The following is an 18873-nucleotide window of genomic DNA, read 5'->3' as shown; positions in this document are numbered from 1 at the left end:
TCATTTTCATTGATTAAGGCTCGATTCCCCAGATGGGCTGCCCGTTCCGATACAGGGTTACCTTCTCCCAAATTGTAAACATCGTTTTTGTTGAATCGAAAGAATAATCATTGCTCTCATTTAAATTCGTCCAGTTGCTTCTATGGCTGCGTGGACGAATTTGCCTTTGAAATGATTCACGACGCTGGTAATCCGGTCAGCCATCGCCTTTTCGCTTCTCTGTAAGCTTTGGATCCAGCTAGCCTGATATTGGTCAACCTCCCAGTGTACCGTATGCCCCCGCACCAAAATGTCATTGACTTCGGCAAATTCCATCATGCGGTCAGCCACACTATAATTGACATTGCCTCTACTGGTCTCATTGGAGTACCATTTGGATTCATTTTCAAATACAGCCCAATTAAAATGCTCCTTGAAAAAATCACTGTACTGGCTGTTGGACAGCACCGTACTTCTCATCGCCGAACCGAAAGTAAAACCATGTCTGGTCTGCTGTACTTTGACATTTGCCCCTGATACGGGACGGCCCTCCTCATCGGTCACCAGAATTTGACATCGTCTTTGCGAAGCTGCTCAATCCGTGCATTGGCTTCCGCCTTCCAATCGATGTCTGCTCTCTCGGCAACTATAACGTCATCAACGTAAAAATCTACGCCTGCATCGGGACCCTCAAAATAAAGCTTTAACGATGTGACCTCACCCGAAGGCTCATACAGAAACGATCCTCTCAATGTCATCCATGCGCTGTCCGTTACCGGCGATTCAGCCACACGAAGATAATTATCGCCACTTCCATCGCTCTGCTGCATCGTAATCAGGATTCGTCCACTGCTGGCGTTCTTGGCGAATTGCTGCGGAAATATCGTACGTACGCCCCGCCGTCAACTTGCCTTGCAGACTTTGGGCCATGCCGTGCCAATCGCTTTGCCTTCCGGACATACTCCCTCATTTCCTATTAAATTTTTAATTAGATGCCGAATCCTCCTTTACTTAAAGGGAACGGCGCCATTTAGACGCCGTTCCTGGTTAGTTATTAAGGTTCAATTCCCCATACCAAAGTTCCGTTCTGGTACAGCGTTACTTTGTTCCAGTTGGTATAGGAGGTTTTCGTAGCATCGAAGGAGTAATCGTTGCTCTCATTCAAGTTAGTCCAATCGCTTCTATTGCTGCGCGTTTGGATGTCACCAGTGCTTCCTCCGGGAGAGAGCGTTCCAGCCGACGCATTGAACTTAATTTCCAAATAAGTGTCGGCGCCCGTTTTGCTCTCGCTCATTTTGACAAACGAGCCTGTCAGGTTCGAGCAGCCAACCATTGCCCAGTCACAGTTGAATTGCAATGGCTGTGTGCCGTCCGCCGTAAAGTAATAGCGGAGAGTCAGTTGGCTTAAGTCAACAGGTGTTGATCCGTTATTTACAATATTGAAATGCGGTTTGAGCTGATTGTCGGTTGCATTTGAATCCCCAGCCTTATACTGAACGACCAGATTGCCGGTCGGCTCAGGATTAGGAGTTGTACCCTGAGGAAGCGCGGAAGCTTGGGTGGAATTCACGCTTGTGCCTACATTATTGGCCGCACTGACCACATAATAATAAGTCGTTCCGTTCGTGACCGCGGTATCTGTGTAGCTGGTACCGCTAATCGTTGCTAGCGAAGTGTACGGCCCGCCGCTCGTCGTGGAGCGTTTGACAGTATAGCTAGTCGCGCCTTGCGAAGCATTCCAGCTTAAGGAGACTTGTCCGTTACCAGCCGTAGCGCTGAGTCCGGTTGGTGCAGCCGGAGCTGTCGGAGGCGGGTCAACCGGTCCTCCACCGCTTGCCGGGATGGCAGGATATGCGTTTTGGACAAGCATGACAAATTGATCATGGAACCAATGGCCGGATACAGGAGCGTTAGGAAGAGCGCCCGTCAAAATACCGTATTGGGTTTGGTAAGTCGGATCACACATCCGGTCGAAGCCCTTTCCTTCGTTGTTTGGAATTTCAGAGCTGGATCCGTCGGATTCGCCCGGAGGCTTAACCCAGACAAAAGCGTCGATATGCGAAGCCGGGAATCCTGATGGAGCAGTCTCTGGCGCTCTTCCCATGCCAGCGCCGCTGTTGTTGCACCACAGTCCCCGATGCCCGCGGCGGTCCACACGGCCCGAATTTACGATCTGGTCAACCGTAGATCCAATCGCACTGGTTGGCCGATCCGGGCCTCCCCAGCCGTTCCGGGATGTGTCGATAAGGAAGCCAATGCTGCTTGGCCAGCCGGCGGACACAAAGCCCGAATACAGACCAGCAGCAAATTCTGCTTCGCTGAAGTATGGATTCCACTCATAGAAACTAGCGGATCTGAGCGGCATACCGTTTACGTTTTGGTTCGGATCCGGTAAATTCGGCTCTACCAATGGAGTCGTATTCGCCGTGTTCAAAGCAAAGCCGTCGACGCTGGCAAAACCAGCATTCGTAGCTTTAGCCACTTGTGTATATAACTGGATGGTGCCTTGACGGTTATCATCCCATCCAAGCCAGCCCGAGTGGCCAATATCTAAATAAGTGTATACGTTAGGGATGACAGCCAGCTTATTGAGCGTATATTTGATAGCATCGACATAGATTCCGCTGGAGTTGGCTGCAGCGCATGCCGGAGTGCTAAGGTTGGTAACCAGGTTCGGAAGGCTGTCCGGCTCAACGACAGTAACAATACGGATATCCTGGTATTTAGGCTTGGAGAAAATGTCAGCAATCACATCGATATAGTCAGTCTTATACGTTTGCAGGCCCGCTTGTGTCAATGGCAGCTCGCCGTTGGATGCCAGGGCATGGCAATCCCGGCCAGGCAAATCGTAGATAACGAACTCTGCAACGATTGGCGTATTGCCTTGCTTTTGAGCCAAGGCAGCGTCCAGATGTCCCTCAAGGCTGCGGCGGTTACCATTATCCTCGCCACCGTAAATTGCAGCGATGCGGTCAAGCCATACGTAGGTATTATAGGATTTGATAGTTTGCATTTTCGCTTTTAGCGTACTATCGCTGACTCTAGCAATCGAAGTATCGATTAATGCAGCATAATCGGGATTGATATATTTTGTCGCGCCAACGTAAGGATTGTCTACATGAGCCTCTGCCGCTTGAGCGTTTTGATTTCCAAAAGGCGTTAACATCGTGACAACCAGTGCCGAGATCAACGCAAGCATCGCAGTGCGTTTGGGCAAATACTTAATCATTTCTTTCAGCTCCTGTTATAAATTTTAATAAATTAAATCATTCGCTTGGGAAATGTATGCGCTCTCAAAATGTTGCCGTTCGAATATGCAGTGCTAGTTGTTTTCCCTTCTGCCCTTGCTCTCCTTTCTTGCTCATCCCGTAATATCTCATGGAAGTTAATAATTGGACTTGTTCCTCACTCCTTTCCGCAAATAGAATTTTGTCATTAGGCCGTGAAAATCCGACGAAATGACGCAAAAAATAGAATAACCGACGACAAACGAGTGTTAAAAAAAGAGAATGTTCGCCATCTAGACACAAATATACCATAAATAGTAAAAATAATACAAGATTTAACGGTAATTTTATTTTAATTATGTTTAAAATTTACACTAACAAAATAAATTATGTTAGCGAGGAGAGATTGCCGTCGTGGCCTTACCAAAAAAAACTGCGCGAATTACGCGCAGTCTGCTCTTCAATATATATGATTCCGAACCAATCAATTTACGGAATATATAGAACTTGCCCTTCCGCTAAGTTGTGTTCGGCTAACCGATTGTAAAGCTGCAGCTCCCTTGTACTGAGATTGTACCGCTCGGCAATTTCATCCAAGGTCTCTTCGCGCTGAACGATGACGAGCCGGATTTTCCGAAAGGGGGTCTGCTCTTCCGCATTGCCGATGAATAAGTTTTTCCAGCGAACTTCTTCCTCGTCCCCGTGTAGTTCGGCCGCTGCCTTTACGTTGCCTTCTTCCTGTTCCAACGAGCCTTCCGGTTCTTTATTGGGCCGTTGAGCTGATAGCAGCTTGGTGATGCCAATATCGCTTCCCTGTACCGTTTCATCCGCCTTCTTGCTGTTAAGGGCAATTTTCAGCTCTTTTTTCTCCTCGGGCTGGGGGCGAATTTCCGGCTCCGAATCTTCATGAGCGACATCTCCGGCAGCCTCTGGTTCGGTGGTTGCTGACAAAACCGGCTCTGACTCTGCGCCTTGCTCCGAAGAAGCCGCCTGGTCTGTTTCCCTCGACACAGCCTGTACGACCTCGACGGCATCACCCTCCTGTTCGCTTATAGATGGAGTTTCAAGGTGATTCTCTTCCAGTTCGTCACGTTGTTCTTCTTCCTTGAACGAGGCTAAATTCTCTTCCGCTTGCTGCACAGCCTCCCGGATCTCATCCTCAGAAACCGCCGCCTTGTCCTTCCATAGCGATGGGGATGAGAGCAGCGAATCGTCCGTCCAGGAGATCACGTTCTGATGAGGGGTTTCTGGAAAGTCCGGCAAATCCAGGTCCTCGGCGGCCTCCAAAGAGCTCTGCCACTGAGAAGCTTGATTCTCTCTGTCTCCAGACACCGGTCCCTCAGAGATCTGCTCCGTCAGCTGCTGTTCTTCTTGTCGCAATGTGTCCAATGGTAATGGCTGCTCTGTCAGGCAAGTCTCGTCCGGTTCATCCTGATGAGATTCATGCGCAGCTATAAATTCCCTGTCCTTCCATTCTTCGCTCCCCGTAAGCGTAGTCGTCTCAATCCCCTTAAGCGACAAAACCCCGGTAATATTCAAACTGCGGGCACTCAGAAGATCCACATCAAAATTGTCAATTTCGACGGCGATCTCCTCCAGTTTGTTTACCCGGCTTAACGGAATCGTGATTTCAACCGGGATCCAATGCTCCAGCTTGCAGCTTTCCCCCTGCCCCCGGTATAGTCCCGACAGCAGCAAATGCCCGCGAAGCGCGGCATACTCCTCGCCAGGAATCACCTGGATTTTCGGAATGAGCTCTATTTCCTCCAATTCCTCAATTCCAATCACATCTTCCGATAAATGAACACGCTCATAAATATCAAACCTCAGACCGTAGGACTGATCAGCCAAGAATGATACCTCCTTTCAGCATTTCCAAACATGATTTCGCATCCCATGGATGACATGGTCCAAATCATCGCTCGTTTTATTTATATGCTTGAAAAAGGAGTGCATGCCTGGTTTTTGCCGATCGAACACCACTCATTCATGGCTTTGGCATATATTCAATTCCTGCGTTGGCTAGGCTCGAAGCTGCTTAAGCAGCGTTTTCCAGCTTGCAGGCCAAGGGTCCTGCACGGTCAAGGTCTCTCCCGTAAGCGGGTGGGCAAACATCAAACTCTCGCCGTGAAGCGCTTGATAGGGCGTCAGCTTGGTGCTGCCCCCATATAAAGCGTCCCCGATAAGCGGATGGCCCTCATAGCTCATATGAACCCGAATCTGATGGGTTCGTCCCGTCTCCAGTGTGAGGCGCACGAGGCTGGCGTCCGGATAGGCCTCCAGCAGCTCTACGCGCGTTACTGCATGCTGGCCCGACGGGGATACGCGCCTTCGAGCTCTATGATGCCGATCCTTGCCGATTGGCTGGTCAATTACGCGGAGCGCCGGACTTACCGCGCCTTGTACCAGCGCCACGTAGACCCGGCCAATTTCCTTGCGCGCCATCGCCGCGTCCAGTTTAAGCTTAGAATAAGTATTCTTGGCATATAGCACCGGGCCGGACGTGTTCTCGTCCAGCCGGTGTATATGCTCGGGCGCAACTGGCTCGCCGCGTTCCGAGTAAATCGCTGCGACCATATTGGCTAAAGTCGGCAGGGGGCTGTGTCCATCCGGATGTACTTTAACCCCTGCAGGCTTATGTACAACGAGGCAAAAATCATCCTCGTACAAAATTTGCAGCGGAAGCTCCGGATGCATAGGCTCATACTGCGATATCCTTGGCGGAAAAAGCCGCAGGCGCAGACGATCTCCCGCCAGCTTAATCCCCTGCTCGGCTTCAAGTGTGCGCCGGAGCTTGACAGGAAGGTCCAATTCGCCTTCCAGCCATGCGAGCGCCGCTTCATAGCGGTCACCGCTTGCCGGCATGGGGAGCCTGCCGGGCATCAGTTCCAGCCATTCTCCCCGTCTAGCGCCTGCTGACCGTAAACTCACAGCTTCTGCAGCGCTTTTCGATGCGCCTCGATCGTAGCATCAATGTCCTCGTCGGTATGAACGCCAGAAACAAACATGCCCTCAAACTGAGACGGGGCGATATTGATCCCCTCCTGTACCAGCGCGGCAAAATAGCGGCGGAACAGATCCAAGTCGCTGCTCTTGGCCGTATCATAGTTAACGACCTGCTCATTCGTAAAGAACGGGCAGACCATAGAACCTACGCGATTAATCACGCTAGGGATTCCCGCTTCCTTCGCATTCGATTCAAGCCCTGCCTGAAGCTTAGCCGACAAGCGCTCGAGACGGTCATAAACCTCAGGCGTAAGGAGCGACAATGTAGTGAAGCCGGCAATCATGGCCAGCGGGTTCCCGCTTAGCGTACCCGCCTGATAAATTGGGCCCGAAGGAGCGATTTGCTCCATAATTTCGCGTTTGCCGCCATAAGCGCCAACCGGCAGTCCCCCGCCGATTACTTTACCTAGGCAGGTCAAATCTGGAGTAATGCCAAACAGTCCTTGAGCAGAGTGCAGGTGAACGCGGAAGCCGGTCATAACTTCATCAAAAATAAGCAGGCTGCCGTATTCTGTTGTAATACGGCGCAGCCCTTCCAAAAATCCAGGCTGCGGCGGTACGACGCCCATATTCCCTGCGATCGGTTCCACAATGACGCCGGCAATTTCTTCGTCGAAGCGTTCGAAGGCCAATTGAACGGATTCCAGGTCATTATACGGAACGGTAATGGTGTTCGCTGCGATGCTCTCCGGTACGCCTGGGCTGTCCGGGAGCCCCAGTGTTGCTACGCCGGAACCCGCTTTGATGAGCAGGCTGTCGGCATGGCCGTGATAGGAGCCCTCAAATTTCATAATTTTGCTGCGTCCCGTGTAACCCCGAGCCAAGCGGATCGCGCTCATCGTCGCCTCTGTGCCGGAGTTGACCATCCGCACGACTTCAATGGACGGCACGCGCTCGGCTACAAGTCTGGCCATCTGTGTCTCAAGCAGTGTAGGCGCGCCAAAGCTGGTGCCCTTGGCAGCCGTCTCCTGCAGTGCCTTAACGACCTCCGGGTGGGCATGTCCCATAATAAGCGGGCCCCATGATCCCACATAATCGATATAGCTGTTGCCGTCGATATCGTAAATGTGTGAACCAATACCGTGGTCCATATAAATCGGCGTCAGCCCAACGGACTTGAACGCGCGTACCGGGCTGTTAACTCCGCCCGGCAGCACCTTTTTCGCTTCTTCAAATGCCTGGTAGGACCGTTCTTCCCCTTTACGTCCGATAGTTGTACTCATTGACGTCACGCTCCTTGCTTTGTCATTGATCTATGATCTATGGTCTGTCCTTGAAATTCCGAAGCATACTTCAGGTATGCTAATTGCGTCCTTCGCGCAGCCAGCGCGCCGCATCTTTGGCAAAATACGTAATGATAATGTCAGCTCCCGCGCGCTTCATGCCCAGCAGCATTTCGCTCACGATCGCCCGCTCGTTAATCCAGCCTTGCTGGGCCGCCGCCTTGACCATGGAATATTCGCCGCTCACATTGTAGGCCACGATCGGCAGGTCAAATTCGTCCCGAAGCATGCGGATCACATCCATATAGGCTAGCGCCGGCTTAACCATAAGCATATCTGCACCCTCTAGCACATCTGTCTCCGCTTCGCGCAGCGCTTCGCGGGCATTCGCCGGATCCATCTGATACGTCTTGCGGTCGCCGAATTGCGGCGCCGAATCTGCTGCTTCCCGGAAGGGGCCGTAGAATGCCGAGGCGTATTTTACGGAATACGACATAATTGGCACATGGGTATAGCCTGCTTCGTCTAGTCCGTGGCGAATCGCTTGGACGAAGCCGTCCATCATATTCGATGGAGCGATGATGTCAGCTCCCGCTTGCGCCTGTGACACTGCCGTCTTCACCAGGAGCTCCAATGATTCATCGTTCAACACGTCCCCGCAGACATGGCCATCCCGTTCAATGGTGTGCACCATGCCGCAATGGCCGTGATCCGTAAATTCACACAGGCAAGTATCCGCGACCACAAGCAAGTCGGGATACCATGATTTGATGAGTCGGGTGGCTTCCTGCACAATGCCAGTTTCGACGAAGGCCGACGTACCAACACTGTCCTTTTGTTCAGGAATGCCGAACAGCAGTACCGCCGGAATGCCAAGATCAACAATCTCCTTCACTTCCTCCTGAAGACGGTCTAAAGAGAAGTGGAACACGCCCGGCATCGAAGAGATTTCATTTTTCACATTGCTGCCATAGGTGACGAATATCGGCTGTACGAAATCATCGGCCATAATCACGGTTTCGCGCACCATACCGCGTATCGCAGCCGATTGCCGCAAACGGCGGTGTCTTACGATTGGAAATGTCATAGTTGGTATCGTCCTTTCAAATTGATCCCATCCCACCCAAACCCTCCCTTGTCGTAAGGGAGGGCTCCAAGGGCTGCGCCCTCTGGACTCCCGCAATGGGAATAACGTGGGAGGGGCAGAGGCGCTCCTGCATCGCTGTCCCCTGGCGGGGATGCGCTTAGGTTTGGTGTGTGGAACGCTTTTCCCCCTTCGGGTACGTCTTACTTTTGGCGCCCCGGGGCAACCTGGGTAAACATTCTGCTCAGCCCTGCTGCGGGTGGCGCTCCCGGGCAGGCAGTGTGCAATCAGTCGCTTGCCGCCCTAACGGGCCCGCTCTACGTTAGACTCTCCTGCTGTCTGGGTGGGTAGGGTTTATTTGGCTGTATTGAGTTAGGCTGGTTGTCAGGGGCGCTGTCCCCTGCGGGGATTCGCTCACTACAGCGCAAGGATTAGTTACTTTTGCGCTGTGCCTCTTACTGCTACTGACTACGGTTCCGGCGCTCTCCCCTGCAGGGATACGCTCACTACGGTGCAGAGATTAGTTACTTTACGTGGTGACTCTTACTGCTACTGACTACGGTATTGGCGCTGTCCCCTGCGGGGATACGCTCACTACGGCGCAGAGATTAGTTACTTTACGTGGTGCCTCTTACTGCTACTGACTACGGTACTGGCGTTCTCCCTTGCGGGATACGCTTGCTGCAGTGCAAAATATATAAATTATGAGAGCTATTCCATAGCTAATCACGATTACTGGCACGCCAGTCGCAAAGGGATTGGACAAGGCTGTTGATCGTCGATTCTTCAGCCATCATATCGACGTTGAAGCCAAGGTCCCTAGCCGTTTGCGCAGTAAGCGGGCCAATGCAGGCGATGGCAGCGCCAGACAAGGCTTGAACGGGGTCTGCAAGCCCCATTCCCTTTAGGGCAGCAACCAGGTTCTTTACTGTCGACGAGCTGGTGAAGGTCACGACATGGATGCCGCCCTCTTCGATGAGCTTCAGCAGCTCATCGTCCTCCTCGCCGGCAGGTACGGTCTCGTACATCACGGCATCGGCCACGTTCAGCCCCTTCTCCCGAAGAACCTCTGGCAGCCAATTGCGGCCAAGGTCTCCCCGCGGCAGCAGCACCTGCTGGCCGGCGTACATTTCGGCGCCGTACGCCTCGAACATGCCCTCGGCCTGGTATTGTCCTGGCAGCTCCTCTGCGGCAATGCCGCGGGCTCGAAGCGCTTCCTTCGTTGCCGGCCCGACTGCAGCGATTCTCGCTCGATGAAGTGAGCGGACATCTTGTCCCAGTTTCTCCAAGCGCCTGAAGAAATACTCCACCCCGTTGACGCTTGTGAAGAACACCCAGTCATACGTCTCCAATTGGCTTAAAGCCGCATCCGCATGAGCGATCTGTTCCTCGTCCTCAGGCATTCGAATATCGATGACAGGGAACTCATACGGCTCGCCGCCCAAATCCTCGATCTGCGCAGCAAGCTCGCTGGCCTGACTGCGGGCGCGGGTAACAAGCACGCGCGTGCCAAACAGCGGCAGGGTCTCCGCCCACTTCAAATGCTCGCGCTGCGTCACGACCTCCCCTACGACGATGACGGCCGGCGGCTGAAAGTTCGCCTGCTGCACTTTACGCTCGATGTCCTCCAGCGTGCCGGTCAAGGTCTCCTGTTCTGCCCGCGTCCCCCAGCGCACGAGAGCGACGGGCGTATCGGGAGATCTTCCGTACGTTATCAGCTGCCTGCTGATGTACCCGATCTTGGCAACGCCCATCATGAAAATGAGCGTCCCCGTTGCATTCGTGACCTTCTCCCAATTGATGGACTTGTCTAGCTTTTCAGGACTCTCATGTCCGGTAATGATGGACAGGGAGGAAGCCATGTCCCGGTGGGTTACCGGAATCCCCGCATAGGCAGGGACCGAGATCGCTGCAGTGATTCCCGGTACGATCTCATAAGGAATTCCATGCTTGCGAAGCAGCTCGGCCTCTTCGCCTACGCGGCCGAAGATCGTCGGATCGCCGCCCTTCAGACGGACAACGGTCTTCCCCGTCAGCGCCAAGTCCACGAGGAGTTGATTAATCTCCTCCTGTTTCATCGTATGACGGTCCGGCAGCTTGCCTACATAGATCTTCTCTGCACCAGGCTTCATTTTCCTCAGCAAGCTGGGATTCGCCAGCCGGTCGTATACGACGACATCCCCCTTTTCCAGACATTGCAATCCCTTTACTGTAATCAATCTAGCATCGCCGGGCCCCGCCCCGACTAAATATACCTTTCCAGCCATCCCATCACTCACTCCCTGACTTCCGCCAAAATTTCGTCCGCTCCTCTAGAAATCAGCTTAGCTGCAACCTCATCGCCCAGCTTCAGCGGATCCTCGCCGGTCAGGACATCCTTCAGAACAAGCCGTCCGTCCGGCGTTCCGACCAGCCCCGTCAATTCGATGCGCGCTCCTCCCGTTCCGATCCCGGATTCCTCCTGCACCAAGGTAGCATATGCACCGATCGGAACCTGGCAGCCACCGTTCAATACGCGCAGGAATTGGCGCTCTGCAGCGACGGTCAGCTCGGTATCCCGATCATTGTACAGCGACAGAAGATCGCGCACCTCCTCGTCGCTTTCACGGCATTCAATGCCCAGCGCGCCCTGGCCGACGGCAGGCAAACATACCTCTACTGGCAAAAATGAGGTAATCCGATCCTCCCAGCCCATCCGGTACAAGCCCGCCGCAGCAAGAATAATGGCATCGAAGCCCTCGGTCTCCAATTTGCGCAGTCTGGAATCGATATTGCCCCGAATCCATTCCAGCCTCAGGTCCGGACGGTATTTCTTCAGCTGACTCGAGCGGCGCAGGCTGCTCGTACCGATCTTTGCCCCTTGCGGAAGCTCGTCCAAGCTCAGGCCGTTCCTGGAAATCAGCGCATCCCGGGGGTCGACCCTCCGTGGAACCGCACCGGTTACAAGACCTTCCTGAAGCACGGAAGGCATATCCTTCATACTATGTACCGCCATATCGATTTCGCCGCTCAGCATAGCCTGCTCAATTTCCTTCACAAACAAGCCTTTGCCCCCTACCTTCGATAACGTTACGTCCAGTATACGGTCGCCCTTCGTCACAATCTTGCGAATCTCGAAATCATAGGGCAGCCCATGCTCCTCGCATATCGCTTTCAGCGCATCAATAACCTGACCCGTCTGCGTCAGCGCCAATTGGCTCTGTCTAGTACCGACGACAATCGTACGTTTTTTCATCTTTATTCCTCCTGATATGCATCAATCCATGCAGCGAGCTTCTCCTCGCTCCAAGGACGAAATCGTCCTTCACGAATTTCCGCCAATATATCCATTTCGGCTAACGCTTTAAACAATAGCTGGCGTCTCTCCCGGTCAAGCACCTGTTCTTTAATCCTTACCCTGATCTCGCTTAAGAAATCAATATAAATCTCGTAATGCTCCCCGAACAGCTCGTCGACCTCCACGCATAACCTTCGGGAAACCGTTGGCCCTGCTCCAGAAGTAGATACAGCCACAATCAGGCCGCCCCTGCGGATCGAAGCCGGCGTAATGAAGGAGCCCCGTGCTCCGTCGCCGGTATCGTTCACAGGCACGCCCCGGCTCTCCGCCTCGGCAACGACGGCTTCGTTCACCTGACTGTCGTTCGTTGCCGCATATGCCAAAAAAGCCCCGCTTAAGTCGCCCTCCCGATATTCCCGTTTTATCCAGTGCAGCTGCCCCTTCTCGTAACAAGACACTAAAAAAGGCGTTAGCGAAGGGCTGATGACGATCGTCTCTGCAGAGGATGCCAGCAGGGCGCTAGCTTTCCTTTCGGCGATTACCCCGCCGCCAACGACAATGCAGCGTCTTCCCGCGCAGTTTAGCATCACGGGAATATAATGCGGGACGTTCATGCTTACCACTCCCATATCCAGCCATGGACGGCGGATCATTCATACGTCATTTTACATTGATAATAGCATAACCTACCATCCTTTATTTTGCCACGTCCGCCGCCAAAACATAATCTAAGCCCTCCCATATCGTCAAAAAATGCCCTGCACCCTCCGTTATACAGATTGCACCCTAATGCAATACGAGAATAAACAGAAGGCTCAGGGCATACAATGATGATCCCGGCATATATTCAAAGATGAAGATCTAAGCGGCTTACCGCTTTAAACAGATACCTTCACGAGCGGAAGCTCGGTCTCTGTTTCGAGTGACGGCTCTTTCTTCTCTTTTTGTTCTTGCGTAGAAATTTCCTGAGTCGCGCTATTCTGCTGATCCGCAGCCGTAGAAGATTCAGACAGAGCCTCGAGCTGCTGCTCCAGCGCAAAAATTTGTGTGAACATTTCGAGCGCTTCCACTCCGTGTTCCTCTCCGGCCATCTCCTTGATCCGGTTAATCGGATCATGCATCATCTGATTCACGATGCTCTTGGTCAAACGCCGTATGACCTTCCGCTGCCGCTCATCCAGCTCAGGCAGCTTATTGAACAGGCTTTCCATTGTGCTCTCATGAATCGAAGTCGATTTCTCCTGCAGTGCGCGAATGACCGGTCTGACGCCAAGCGTTTGCAGCCAGTTGGCGAACGCGCCCATCTCCTCTTCAATCATCCAATCGATTTTGAGAGCTTCGCCGCGGCGCATTTCCATGTTGCTCTCCACAATACCTTCCAGATCGTCAATATCATATAGGAACACATTGTCAAGCTCCCCAATCGCTGGATCGATATCGCGAGGCACCGCTATATCTATAATGAACAGTGGCCGTTCCGGCCGCTGCTTCATACTGTTTTGCACCTGAGACGAGGTTATGACGTAACCGTCCGCCCCGGTAGAGCTGATTAAAATATCGATGTCCTGCAATCGCTGCATCGCTTCCTGCATCGAGCACGGGGTACCGTCGAACTTGGCTGCCAGCTCCTGCGCACGGCCGAAGGTACGGTTAGCCACAAGCACCTCTGCCGCGCCGCCTCCGCTCAAATGCTTCGCCGTCAGCTCGCTCATTTTGCCGGCGCCGAGAATAAGCACCTTCTTGCCCTCGAAGCTGCCGAATACCCGCTTGCCCAATTCAACAGCTGCATAACTCACCGATACGGCGCTTTCGCCGATCGCTGTCTCCGAATGGGCTCTCTTGCTCAGCGTGATCGCCTGCTTAAATAGCATATTAAACCAGGTGCCCGTAGCCTTCTCCTTTTGCGAGAGCAAAAAAGCGCTCCGAACCTGACCTAGAATTTGCGTCTCGCCAAGCACCATTGAATCAAGGCCGCATGCGACCCGGAACAGATGGCGGATAGCCTGTTCGTCCTCATACATGTATAAATGTTGGGTAAACTCTTGTCTAGGAATGCCAAACCACTGCTCCATGAAGCTGCGGATAAAATAACCGCACATGTGCAAGCGGTCAACCACGACATAAATTTCCGTTCTGTTGCAGGTTGCTATAATGACGCCTTCCAATACACTCTTGGTGCGTTTCAACTCTTGCAACGCTTGCGGCAAATCCCGTTCGGCAAAAGTAAAACGTTCCCTGACTTCCACAGGCGCTGTTCGATAGTTCAACCCGACTACGACGATGTGCATTGCAAGTTCACCTGCCTTGTTAAGATGTCATAGCATCGATCGAAAACAAACTATGTTAATTATATCACAGGACTGGCAGATTCCCCGGTGGTTTTGATGAGCGTTTTATGAACTCTTTATGAAGATAACCAAAAAATTCCGCCAAAAAACAAATAACCATGGAATTGCTCCATGGTTATCCTATTCTACCCAATTTTCCGCAAACTATGAGCTACGAAACCACTGAGTCTTTAATTTCTTCTTTATACGAGCTCCACTTGATTCATAACCGGCGTTACGACCTCAAGCTCGCCCAGCCCGCGAATGAGCTTCTTCGCGTACATTTTCTCCGGCTTCAATACGGACACCAGGTAATCAATCGCCAATTGCGGATCAACCGTTTCTCCACAAGTATAGCAATCAATAGCAGCAAACCCTCTCTCAGGATACGTATGAATCGAGAGATGGCTCTCCGACAACAACACAAGTACCGTCGCACCTTGCGGTTCGAACTGTTTGGATTGCACGGACAATACCGTTGCTCCACAAGATTCAGCAGCTTCCACCAAATGAGCTTGCAATAGCTCTGCATTGTTCAGTACCTCAAAGTCGACTCCCCAAGTATCAACAGCAACGTGTCTTCCGAAAGTTGAATATTCCATCCTTCGGTTCCCCCTTCCTAGGAATAAAATGTTTGAAAAAATTTCATCCGCTAGGACCTACGTCATTCACTTCCCGAGGGAAAAATCTCTCGCAACATCTCCATGTCCTGAGTGAATCCTGGTTCCTATATTCTTTTCAACGAGATTAAAAATACCATCTATCCGTAACAAATGCAACACTTTTCGCAAAAAAAGTTTGTTTGTTGCCCCGGAAAAAAAACTACCCTAGCATTAGGGTAGTTTTCCTTACCACTTTATGTCATTCTCTCGTCAATGGTGACAGCCGTCTAGAAAATTATTTATAGCCTCTTCAGGCTTCCAGAACAAACAAACGGCGAGTATGCTTGCGAAGCTCGCTATCGATCCGCTGTACAACCTTGGCGTCCTCAGCGACAAAGCGCTGATCCAGAAGAACATTCACCTCGCGGTGAATCTGTTCAATCTCCCGCTCCACATCATTGTTGCGGTAAATCCGCTGCAGCTCGCCAACCGTATCCTTATGTTCATAAACCAATTTGTAGGAATCACGGGAATACTCTACGATTTTGCGTACGCGGCCCTCTTGATAATAATACATCATCATGAATCCGTTATAAATGCGCGTAACCATTCCCGAGCCTTTGAAGGCGGCAAATAACAGTCGCATTACGTTCGTTAAATGGGGTTTTTCCAAGCGGAAAGACAATTCACAGACATAATATCCGTCCTTACGGTCAAAAGGCAGATGGACTTCTTCTCCGCTATCATCCTCCAGCACCACCTCTTGGCCGCCATTATCGAGTACTTTCACTCTCTGGCGCACATGAGGATCGTATACCTTGTGAATAAACTGGGACATCTGAACTTCCGACAATCGTAAACTGGCATTAACATATTCTGTGGCTAACCGCTGAGCCATAAAAATCTCCTCAATTCTTTTAGCAATCCTTAATCATAATTATACACTACTCATTCAAGGTATTGCTCAGCGTCCAAAACGTGAATTCCTGCCATTTTTCAGAAAAAAACGGATTTAGCCGTTCTCAGCTCCAAAAATCCCCCTGCATGCTCACTTTCCTGCTATAACTCCTTCAAATCCCTTTGCTATCCATCGATTCTTATGATTTTTTCATTCAAAGGCATCCTGCTCGGCCTGCTGCTCCTCAAGAATATGACGGCTAATATGGCTCCACAGCTCATCCTTGCCAATTCCCTCTTCGGAAGAGAACATGACAAACTCATCCCTTGCCCGAAGGACGAGTGAATCCTTAATAATTTTAATATGCTTCTGCCAGCGGGATTTTGGAATTTTATCCGCTTTTGTTCCGACTACACATACCGGCAGGTCGTAATGCTTCAGCCAATCGTACATCATTTCGTCGTCCTTGGTTGGGGGATGCCTTAAATCAATAACGAGAAGAATCAGCTTCAGGCGGTCCCTCTCGAGCAAATATTTCTCGATCATCTGCCCCCATACCTGGCGCTGCGTCTTCGAAACCTTGGCATAGCCGTATCCCGGCAAATCAACGAAATACAACTGATCATTAATGCGATAATAATTCAAATGCTGCGTCTTGCCCGGCGTCGAGCTGGTGCGAGCCAGGTTCTTGCGGTTAATCATCCGGTTAATCAGGGATGACTTGCCAACGTTGGATCGCCCGGCCAGAGCAATCTCCGGCAGGGCGTCTTCTGGATATTGATCAGGGCGTACCGCACTGATCACAAATTCTGCATTCGTAACTTTCATAGGTGAATTCCTCTCTAATGAATCCCGGATTGGTCTACAAGAGCGTGCTCCAGTACCTGGTCCATATGGGACACAGGAACAAATACGACTTCTTCCTTCACGCTGTCCGGAATATCCCGCAGGTCGCGCTCGTTATCTTTAGGGAGCAAAATTTTCTTGTAGCCTGCGCGATGGGCCGCCAGGGATTTCTCCTTTAGGCCGCCGATCGGCAGCACGCGTCCCCGCAGCGTGATCTCACCGGTCATCGCCACGTCTTTGGATACATAGCGGTTCGTCAGCGCGGAGATCAGCGCCGTAGCGATCGTAATGCCCGCGGAAGGCCCGTCTTTCGGTATGGCGCCCTCCGGAATATGAATATGAATGTCGTTCTTCTCATGGAAATCAAGCGGAATATTCAGCTCGGCCGCCTTGGATCTAGTATAGCTGAAGGCTGCCTGTGCCGATTCCTTCATGACGTCGCCAAGCTTACCGGTCAATGTCAGCTTGCCGGTACCCGGAACGACGGTGACCTCGATGACGAGGGTTTCGCCGCCGACCTCCGTCCAGGCGAGGCCGGTTACCGTCCCAATCTGATCCTCCAGGTCGGCTACACCGTATCTGTATTTCGGCACGCCTAAATAATCCTTGATGTCATCCGGCTCGATTACGATACGTTCTGCATCGCCGGAGACGATAATCTTGGCCGCTTTCCGGCATAACGCCGCAACCTGCTGCTCCAGATTACGCACGCCCGATTCCCTGGTGTATTCACGGATCGTCCGCAGCAGACTCTCTTCGCCGATCTCGAGCTGCTCCGGCTCGAGCCCGTGGTCGCGCTTCTGCTTTGGAAGCAGGTAACGCGATGCGATTTGCAGCTTCTCAAGCTCGGTATACCCCGGAATATAGAGCATTTCCATCCGGTCGAGCAGTGGACGCGGAATGTTATGCACTGCATTGGCCGTCGTCACGAACATGACATTCGACAAATCGAACGGGAGCTCGATGAAATGGTCGCTGAACGTGTTGTTCTGCTCGGGATCCAGCACCTCCAGCAGCGCAGCAGATGGGTCCCCGCGGAAATCGGAGGCCATTTTGTCGATCTCGTCAAGCAAAAATACGGGATTCAGCGTCCCCGCCGTCTTCATGCCCTGGATGATCCGTCCAGGCATCGCTCCTACATAAGTGCGGCGATGGCCGCGAATTTCGGCTTCATCCCTAACGCCGCCCAGTGAAATCCGCACGAACTCCCGGCCGAGCGAGCGGGCGATCGAACGGGCAAGCGATGTTTTCCCTACCCCCGGCGGTCCTACTAGGCAGAGAATCGGTCCTTTGAGCTTCTTCACGAGCTTCTGTACCGCCAAATATTCCAGCACGCGCTCCTTCGGCTTATCGAGGCCGTAATGATCCTCGTTGAGCACTTGCTCCGCTTTGGCCAAGTCGAGGTCATCCTCGGTTCTCTCGTTCCAAGGCAGGCTGAGCAGCCAATCCACATAATTGCGAATGACGCCGCCTTCAGCGGAACTGGCCGGCATCTTCTCGAGGCGGTCGATTTCTTTCTCGACCTTCTCCCGGACATGCTCCGGCGGGTTCTTCTCCTCCAGTTGGGCGCGCAGCTCCTCCGCTTCGCCAGCCCGGCCTTCCTTCTCGCCTAGCTCCTTCTGAATCGCCTTCATCTGCTCGCGCAAATAGTATTCCTTCTGCGTCTTTTCCATTTGCTTCTTGACGCGCTGGCTGATTTTGCGCTCCAGTTCCAGTACTTCGCGCTCATTATTCAATATATCGAGCAGCTTCTCCAGCCGTTTCCTTACATCGATTGTCTCTAAAATCTCCTGTTTGTCCTTAATCTTTAGCGACAAATGGCTAGTAATGACATCCGCCAGGCGGCCGGCTTCCTCAATATCAGACACGGCAGCCAACGTCTCCGGCGTTACTTTCTTGGACAAGTTAATATAGTGCTCGAATTGGTTTAGTACGGTTCGCATAAGGGCATCTACCTCAGGATCAAGCACTTCCTCTTCAGGACGCTCCTGAGCAAGCACCTCATAATGCTCGTCATTGTCCAAATATTCAATAATTTCGGCGCGCTCTACCCCTTCGACCAATACACGGATCGTACCGTTAGGGAGTTTCAGCATCTGCCGAACTTTCGCTACTGTTCCGATGCGGAATATATCTTCCTGGGTCGGCTCTTCTATGTTCACTTCGGATTGAGAACAGAGGAGAATTAAATTGTCGTCTACCATCGCTTTTTCCAGCGCCTTTACCGATTTCTCCCGGCCTACGTCCAAATGCAACACCATGCTCGGATAGACGAGAAGGCCGCGCAAGGGCAACAAAGGAAAACGACGGCTCTTGGATTTATGGGATCCCATCGCTTTCGCACCTCCAAACGTTCTCGTAAGATATTAGTCCTATTTTAGCAAATGTTTCTTGAAAACACCAA

Annotated in this window: 16 protein-coding genes; all 16 read right to left on the bottom strand. The window is 52.1% G+C overall.

Features of this window, described 5'->3' with window-relative positions:
• Positions 1-120 precede the first annotated feature (120 nt).
• The 16 genes from GNP95_RS14150 to lon all read right to left on the bottom strand — a co-directional run bounded on the left by GNP95_RS14150 (position 121) and on the right by lon (position 18802).
• On the bottom strand, positions 121-459 hold the full coding sequence (locus GNP95_RS14150) for an endo-1,4-beta-xylanase (protein WP_230873816.1): 339 nt from the start codon (positions 457-459) through the stop codon (positions 121-123).
• An 80-nt stretch (positions 460-539) separates the two neighbouring features.
• Complete coding sequence (locus GNP95_RS14145) at positions 540-809, bottom strand: hypothetical protein (RefSeq protein WP_196427180.1); 270 nt, start codon at positions 807-809, stop codon at positions 540-542.
• The gene (locus GNP95_RS25795) at positions 781-939 is read right to left on the bottom strand and encodes a carbohydrate binding domain-containing protein (protein WP_196427179.1); all 159 of its coding nucleotides are present in this window, start codon (positions 937-939) and stop codon (positions 781-783) included. The genes GNP95_RS14145 and GNP95_RS25795 overlap by 29 nt, the downstream gene beginning before the upstream one ends.
• Before the next feature lie 94 nt (positions 940-1033).
• Positions 1034-3208: a glycoside hydrolase family 6 protein gene (locus tag GNP95_RS14140; protein ID WP_155611508.1), complete on the bottom strand. Its 2175-nt coding sequence runs from the start codon at positions 3206-3208 to the stop codon at positions 1034-1036.
• Positions 3209-3695: 487 nt separating this feature from the next.
• On the bottom strand, positions 3696-5057 hold the full coding sequence (locus tag GNP95_RS14135; RefSeq protein WP_155611507.1) for a LysM peptidoglycan-binding domain-containing protein: 1362 nt from the start codon (positions 5055-5057) through the stop codon (positions 3696-3698).
• Positions 5058-5228: 171 nt separating this feature from the next.
• The gene (locus GNP95_RS14130) at positions 5229-6137 is read right to left on the bottom strand and encodes an RluA family pseudouridine synthase (RefSeq protein WP_330163438.1); all 909 of its coding nucleotides are present in this window, start codon (positions 6135-6137) and stop codon (positions 5229-5231) included.
• The gene (gene hemL / locus GNP95_RS14125) at positions 6134-7435 is read right to left on the bottom strand and encodes a glutamate-1-semialdehyde 2,1-aminomutase (protein ID WP_155611506.1); all 1302 of its coding nucleotides are present in this window, start codon (positions 7433-7435) and stop codon (positions 6134-6136) included. Before hemL ends, GNP95_RS14130 begins: the two co-directional genes overlap by 4 nt.
• Before the next feature lie 79 nt (positions 7436-7514).
• A complete protein-coding gene (gene hemB, locus GNP95_RS14120; RefSeq protein ID WP_155611505.1) occupies positions 7515-8522 on the bottom strand; it encodes a porphobilinogen synthase in 1008 nt (335 codons plus the stop codon).
• A gap of 719 nt (positions 8523-9241) precedes the next feature.
• Positions 9242-10786: a uroporphyrinogen-III C-methyltransferase gene (gene cobA, locus GNP95_RS14115; protein ID WP_155611504.1), complete on the bottom strand. Its 1545-nt coding sequence runs from the start codon at positions 10784-10786 to the stop codon at positions 9242-9244.
• An 8-nt stretch (positions 10787-10794) separates the two neighbouring features.
• Positions 10795-11754: a hydroxymethylbilane synthase gene (gene hemC, locus GNP95_RS14110; RefSeq protein WP_155611503.1), complete on the bottom strand. Its 960-nt coding sequence runs from the start codon at positions 11752-11754 to the stop codon at positions 10795-10797.
• A 2-nt stretch (positions 11755-11756) separates the two neighbouring features.
• Positions 11757-12449, bottom strand: a complete 693-nt coding sequence (locus GNP95_RS14105; RefSeq protein ID WP_230873808.1) for a precorrin-2 dehydrogenase/sirohydrochlorin ferrochelatase family protein — start codon at positions 12447-12449, stop codon at positions 11757-11759.
• Between the two features lie 225 nt (positions 12450-12674).
• Positions 12675-14084 carry a glutamyl-tRNA reductase gene (gene hemA / locus GNP95_RS14100; protein ID WP_155611502.1) on the bottom strand — a complete coding sequence of 470 codons (1410 nt, stop codon included), beginning with the start codon at positions 14082-14084 and terminating at the stop codon, positions 12675-12677.
• A 242-nt stretch (positions 14085-14326) separates the two neighbouring features.
• Positions 14327-14725: an adenosylmethionine decarboxylase gene (gene speD / locus GNP95_RS14095; RefSeq protein WP_155611501.1), complete on the bottom strand. Its 399-nt coding sequence runs from the start codon at positions 14723-14725 to the stop codon at positions 14327-14329.
• A 310-nt stretch (positions 14726-15035) separates the two neighbouring features.
• Complete coding sequence (locus tag GNP95_RS14090; RefSeq protein WP_155611500.1) at positions 15036-15623, bottom strand: non-ribosomal peptide synthetase module; 588 nt, start codon at positions 15621-15623, stop codon at positions 15036-15038.
• 210 nt (positions 15624-15833) lie between these two features.
• Positions 15834-16451, bottom strand: coding sequence for a ribosome biogenesis GTP-binding protein YihA/YsxC (gene yihA / locus GNP95_RS14085; protein ID WP_155611499.1), 618 nt, complete (start codon positions 16449-16451; stop codon positions 15834-15836).
• A 14-nt stretch (positions 16452-16465) separates the two neighbouring features.
• A complete protein-coding gene (gene lon, locus GNP95_RS14080; protein ID WP_155611498.1) occupies positions 16466-18802 on the bottom strand; it encodes an endopeptidase La in 2337 nt (778 codons plus the stop codon).
• Positions 18803-18873: the final 71 nt, after the last annotated feature.

Source organism: Paenibacillus woosongensis, assembly GCF_009725165.1.
GTDB lineage: Bacteria > Bacillota > Bacilli > Paenibacillales > Paenibacillaceae > Fontibacillus > Fontibacillus woosongensis.
The sequence above is the reverse complement of the archived record's forward strand: the minus strand, read 5'-3'. Positions and strand labels throughout refer to the sequence as shown.

Coding starts and splice junctions, on each gene's coding strand:
- GNP95_RS14150 (WP_230873816.1), bottom strand. CDS start 459: ATGAGAAGTACGGTGCTGTCCAACAGCCAGTACAGTGATTTTTTCAAG.
- GNP95_RS14145 (WP_196427180.1), bottom strand. CDS start 809: ATGCAGCAGAGCGATGGAAGTGGCGATAATTATCTTCGTGTGGCTGAA.
- GNP95_RS25795 (WP_196427179.1), bottom strand. CDS start 939: ATGTCCGGAAGGCAAAGCGATTGGCACGGCATGGCCCAAAGTCTGCAA.
- GNP95_RS14140 (WP_155611508.1), bottom strand. CDS start 3,208: ATGATTAAGTATTTGCCCAAACGCACTGCGATGCTTGCGTTGATCTCG.
- hemL (WP_155611506.1), bottom strand. CDS start 7,435: ATGAGTACAACTATCGGACGTAAAGGGGAAGAACGGTCCTACCAGGCA.
- hemB (WP_155611505.1), bottom strand. CDS start 8,522: ATGACATTTCCAATCGTAAGACACCGCCGTTTGCGGCAATCGGCTGCG.
- cobA (WP_155611504.1), bottom strand. CDS start 10,786: ATGGCTGGAAAGGTATATTTAGTCGGGGCGGGGCCCGGCGATGCTAGA.
- hemC (WP_155611503.1), bottom strand. CDS start 11,754: ATGAAAAAACGTACGATTGTCGTCGGTACTAGACAGAGCCAATTGGCG.
- GNP95_RS14105 (WP_230873808.1), bottom strand. CDS start 12,449: ATGATCCGCCGTCCATGGCTGGATATGGGAGTGGTAAGCATGAACGTC.
- hemA (WP_155611502.1), bottom strand. CDS start 14,084: ATGCACATCGTCGTAGTCGGGTTGAACTATCGAACAGCGCCTGTGGAA.
- speD (WP_155611501.1), bottom strand. CDS start 14,725: ATGGAATATTCAACTTTCGGAAGACACGTTGCTGTTGATACTTGGGGA.
- GNP95_RS14090 (WP_155611500.1), bottom strand. CDS start 15,623: ATGGCTCAGCGGTTAGCCACAGAATATGTTAATGCCAGTTTACGATTG.
- yihA (WP_155611499.1), bottom strand. CDS start 16,451: ATGAAAGTTACGAATGCAGAATTTGTGATCAGTGCGGTACGCCCTGAT.
- lon (WP_155611498.1), bottom strand. CDS start 18,802: ATGGGATCCCATAAATCCAAGAGCCGTCGTTTTCCTTTGTTGCCCTTG.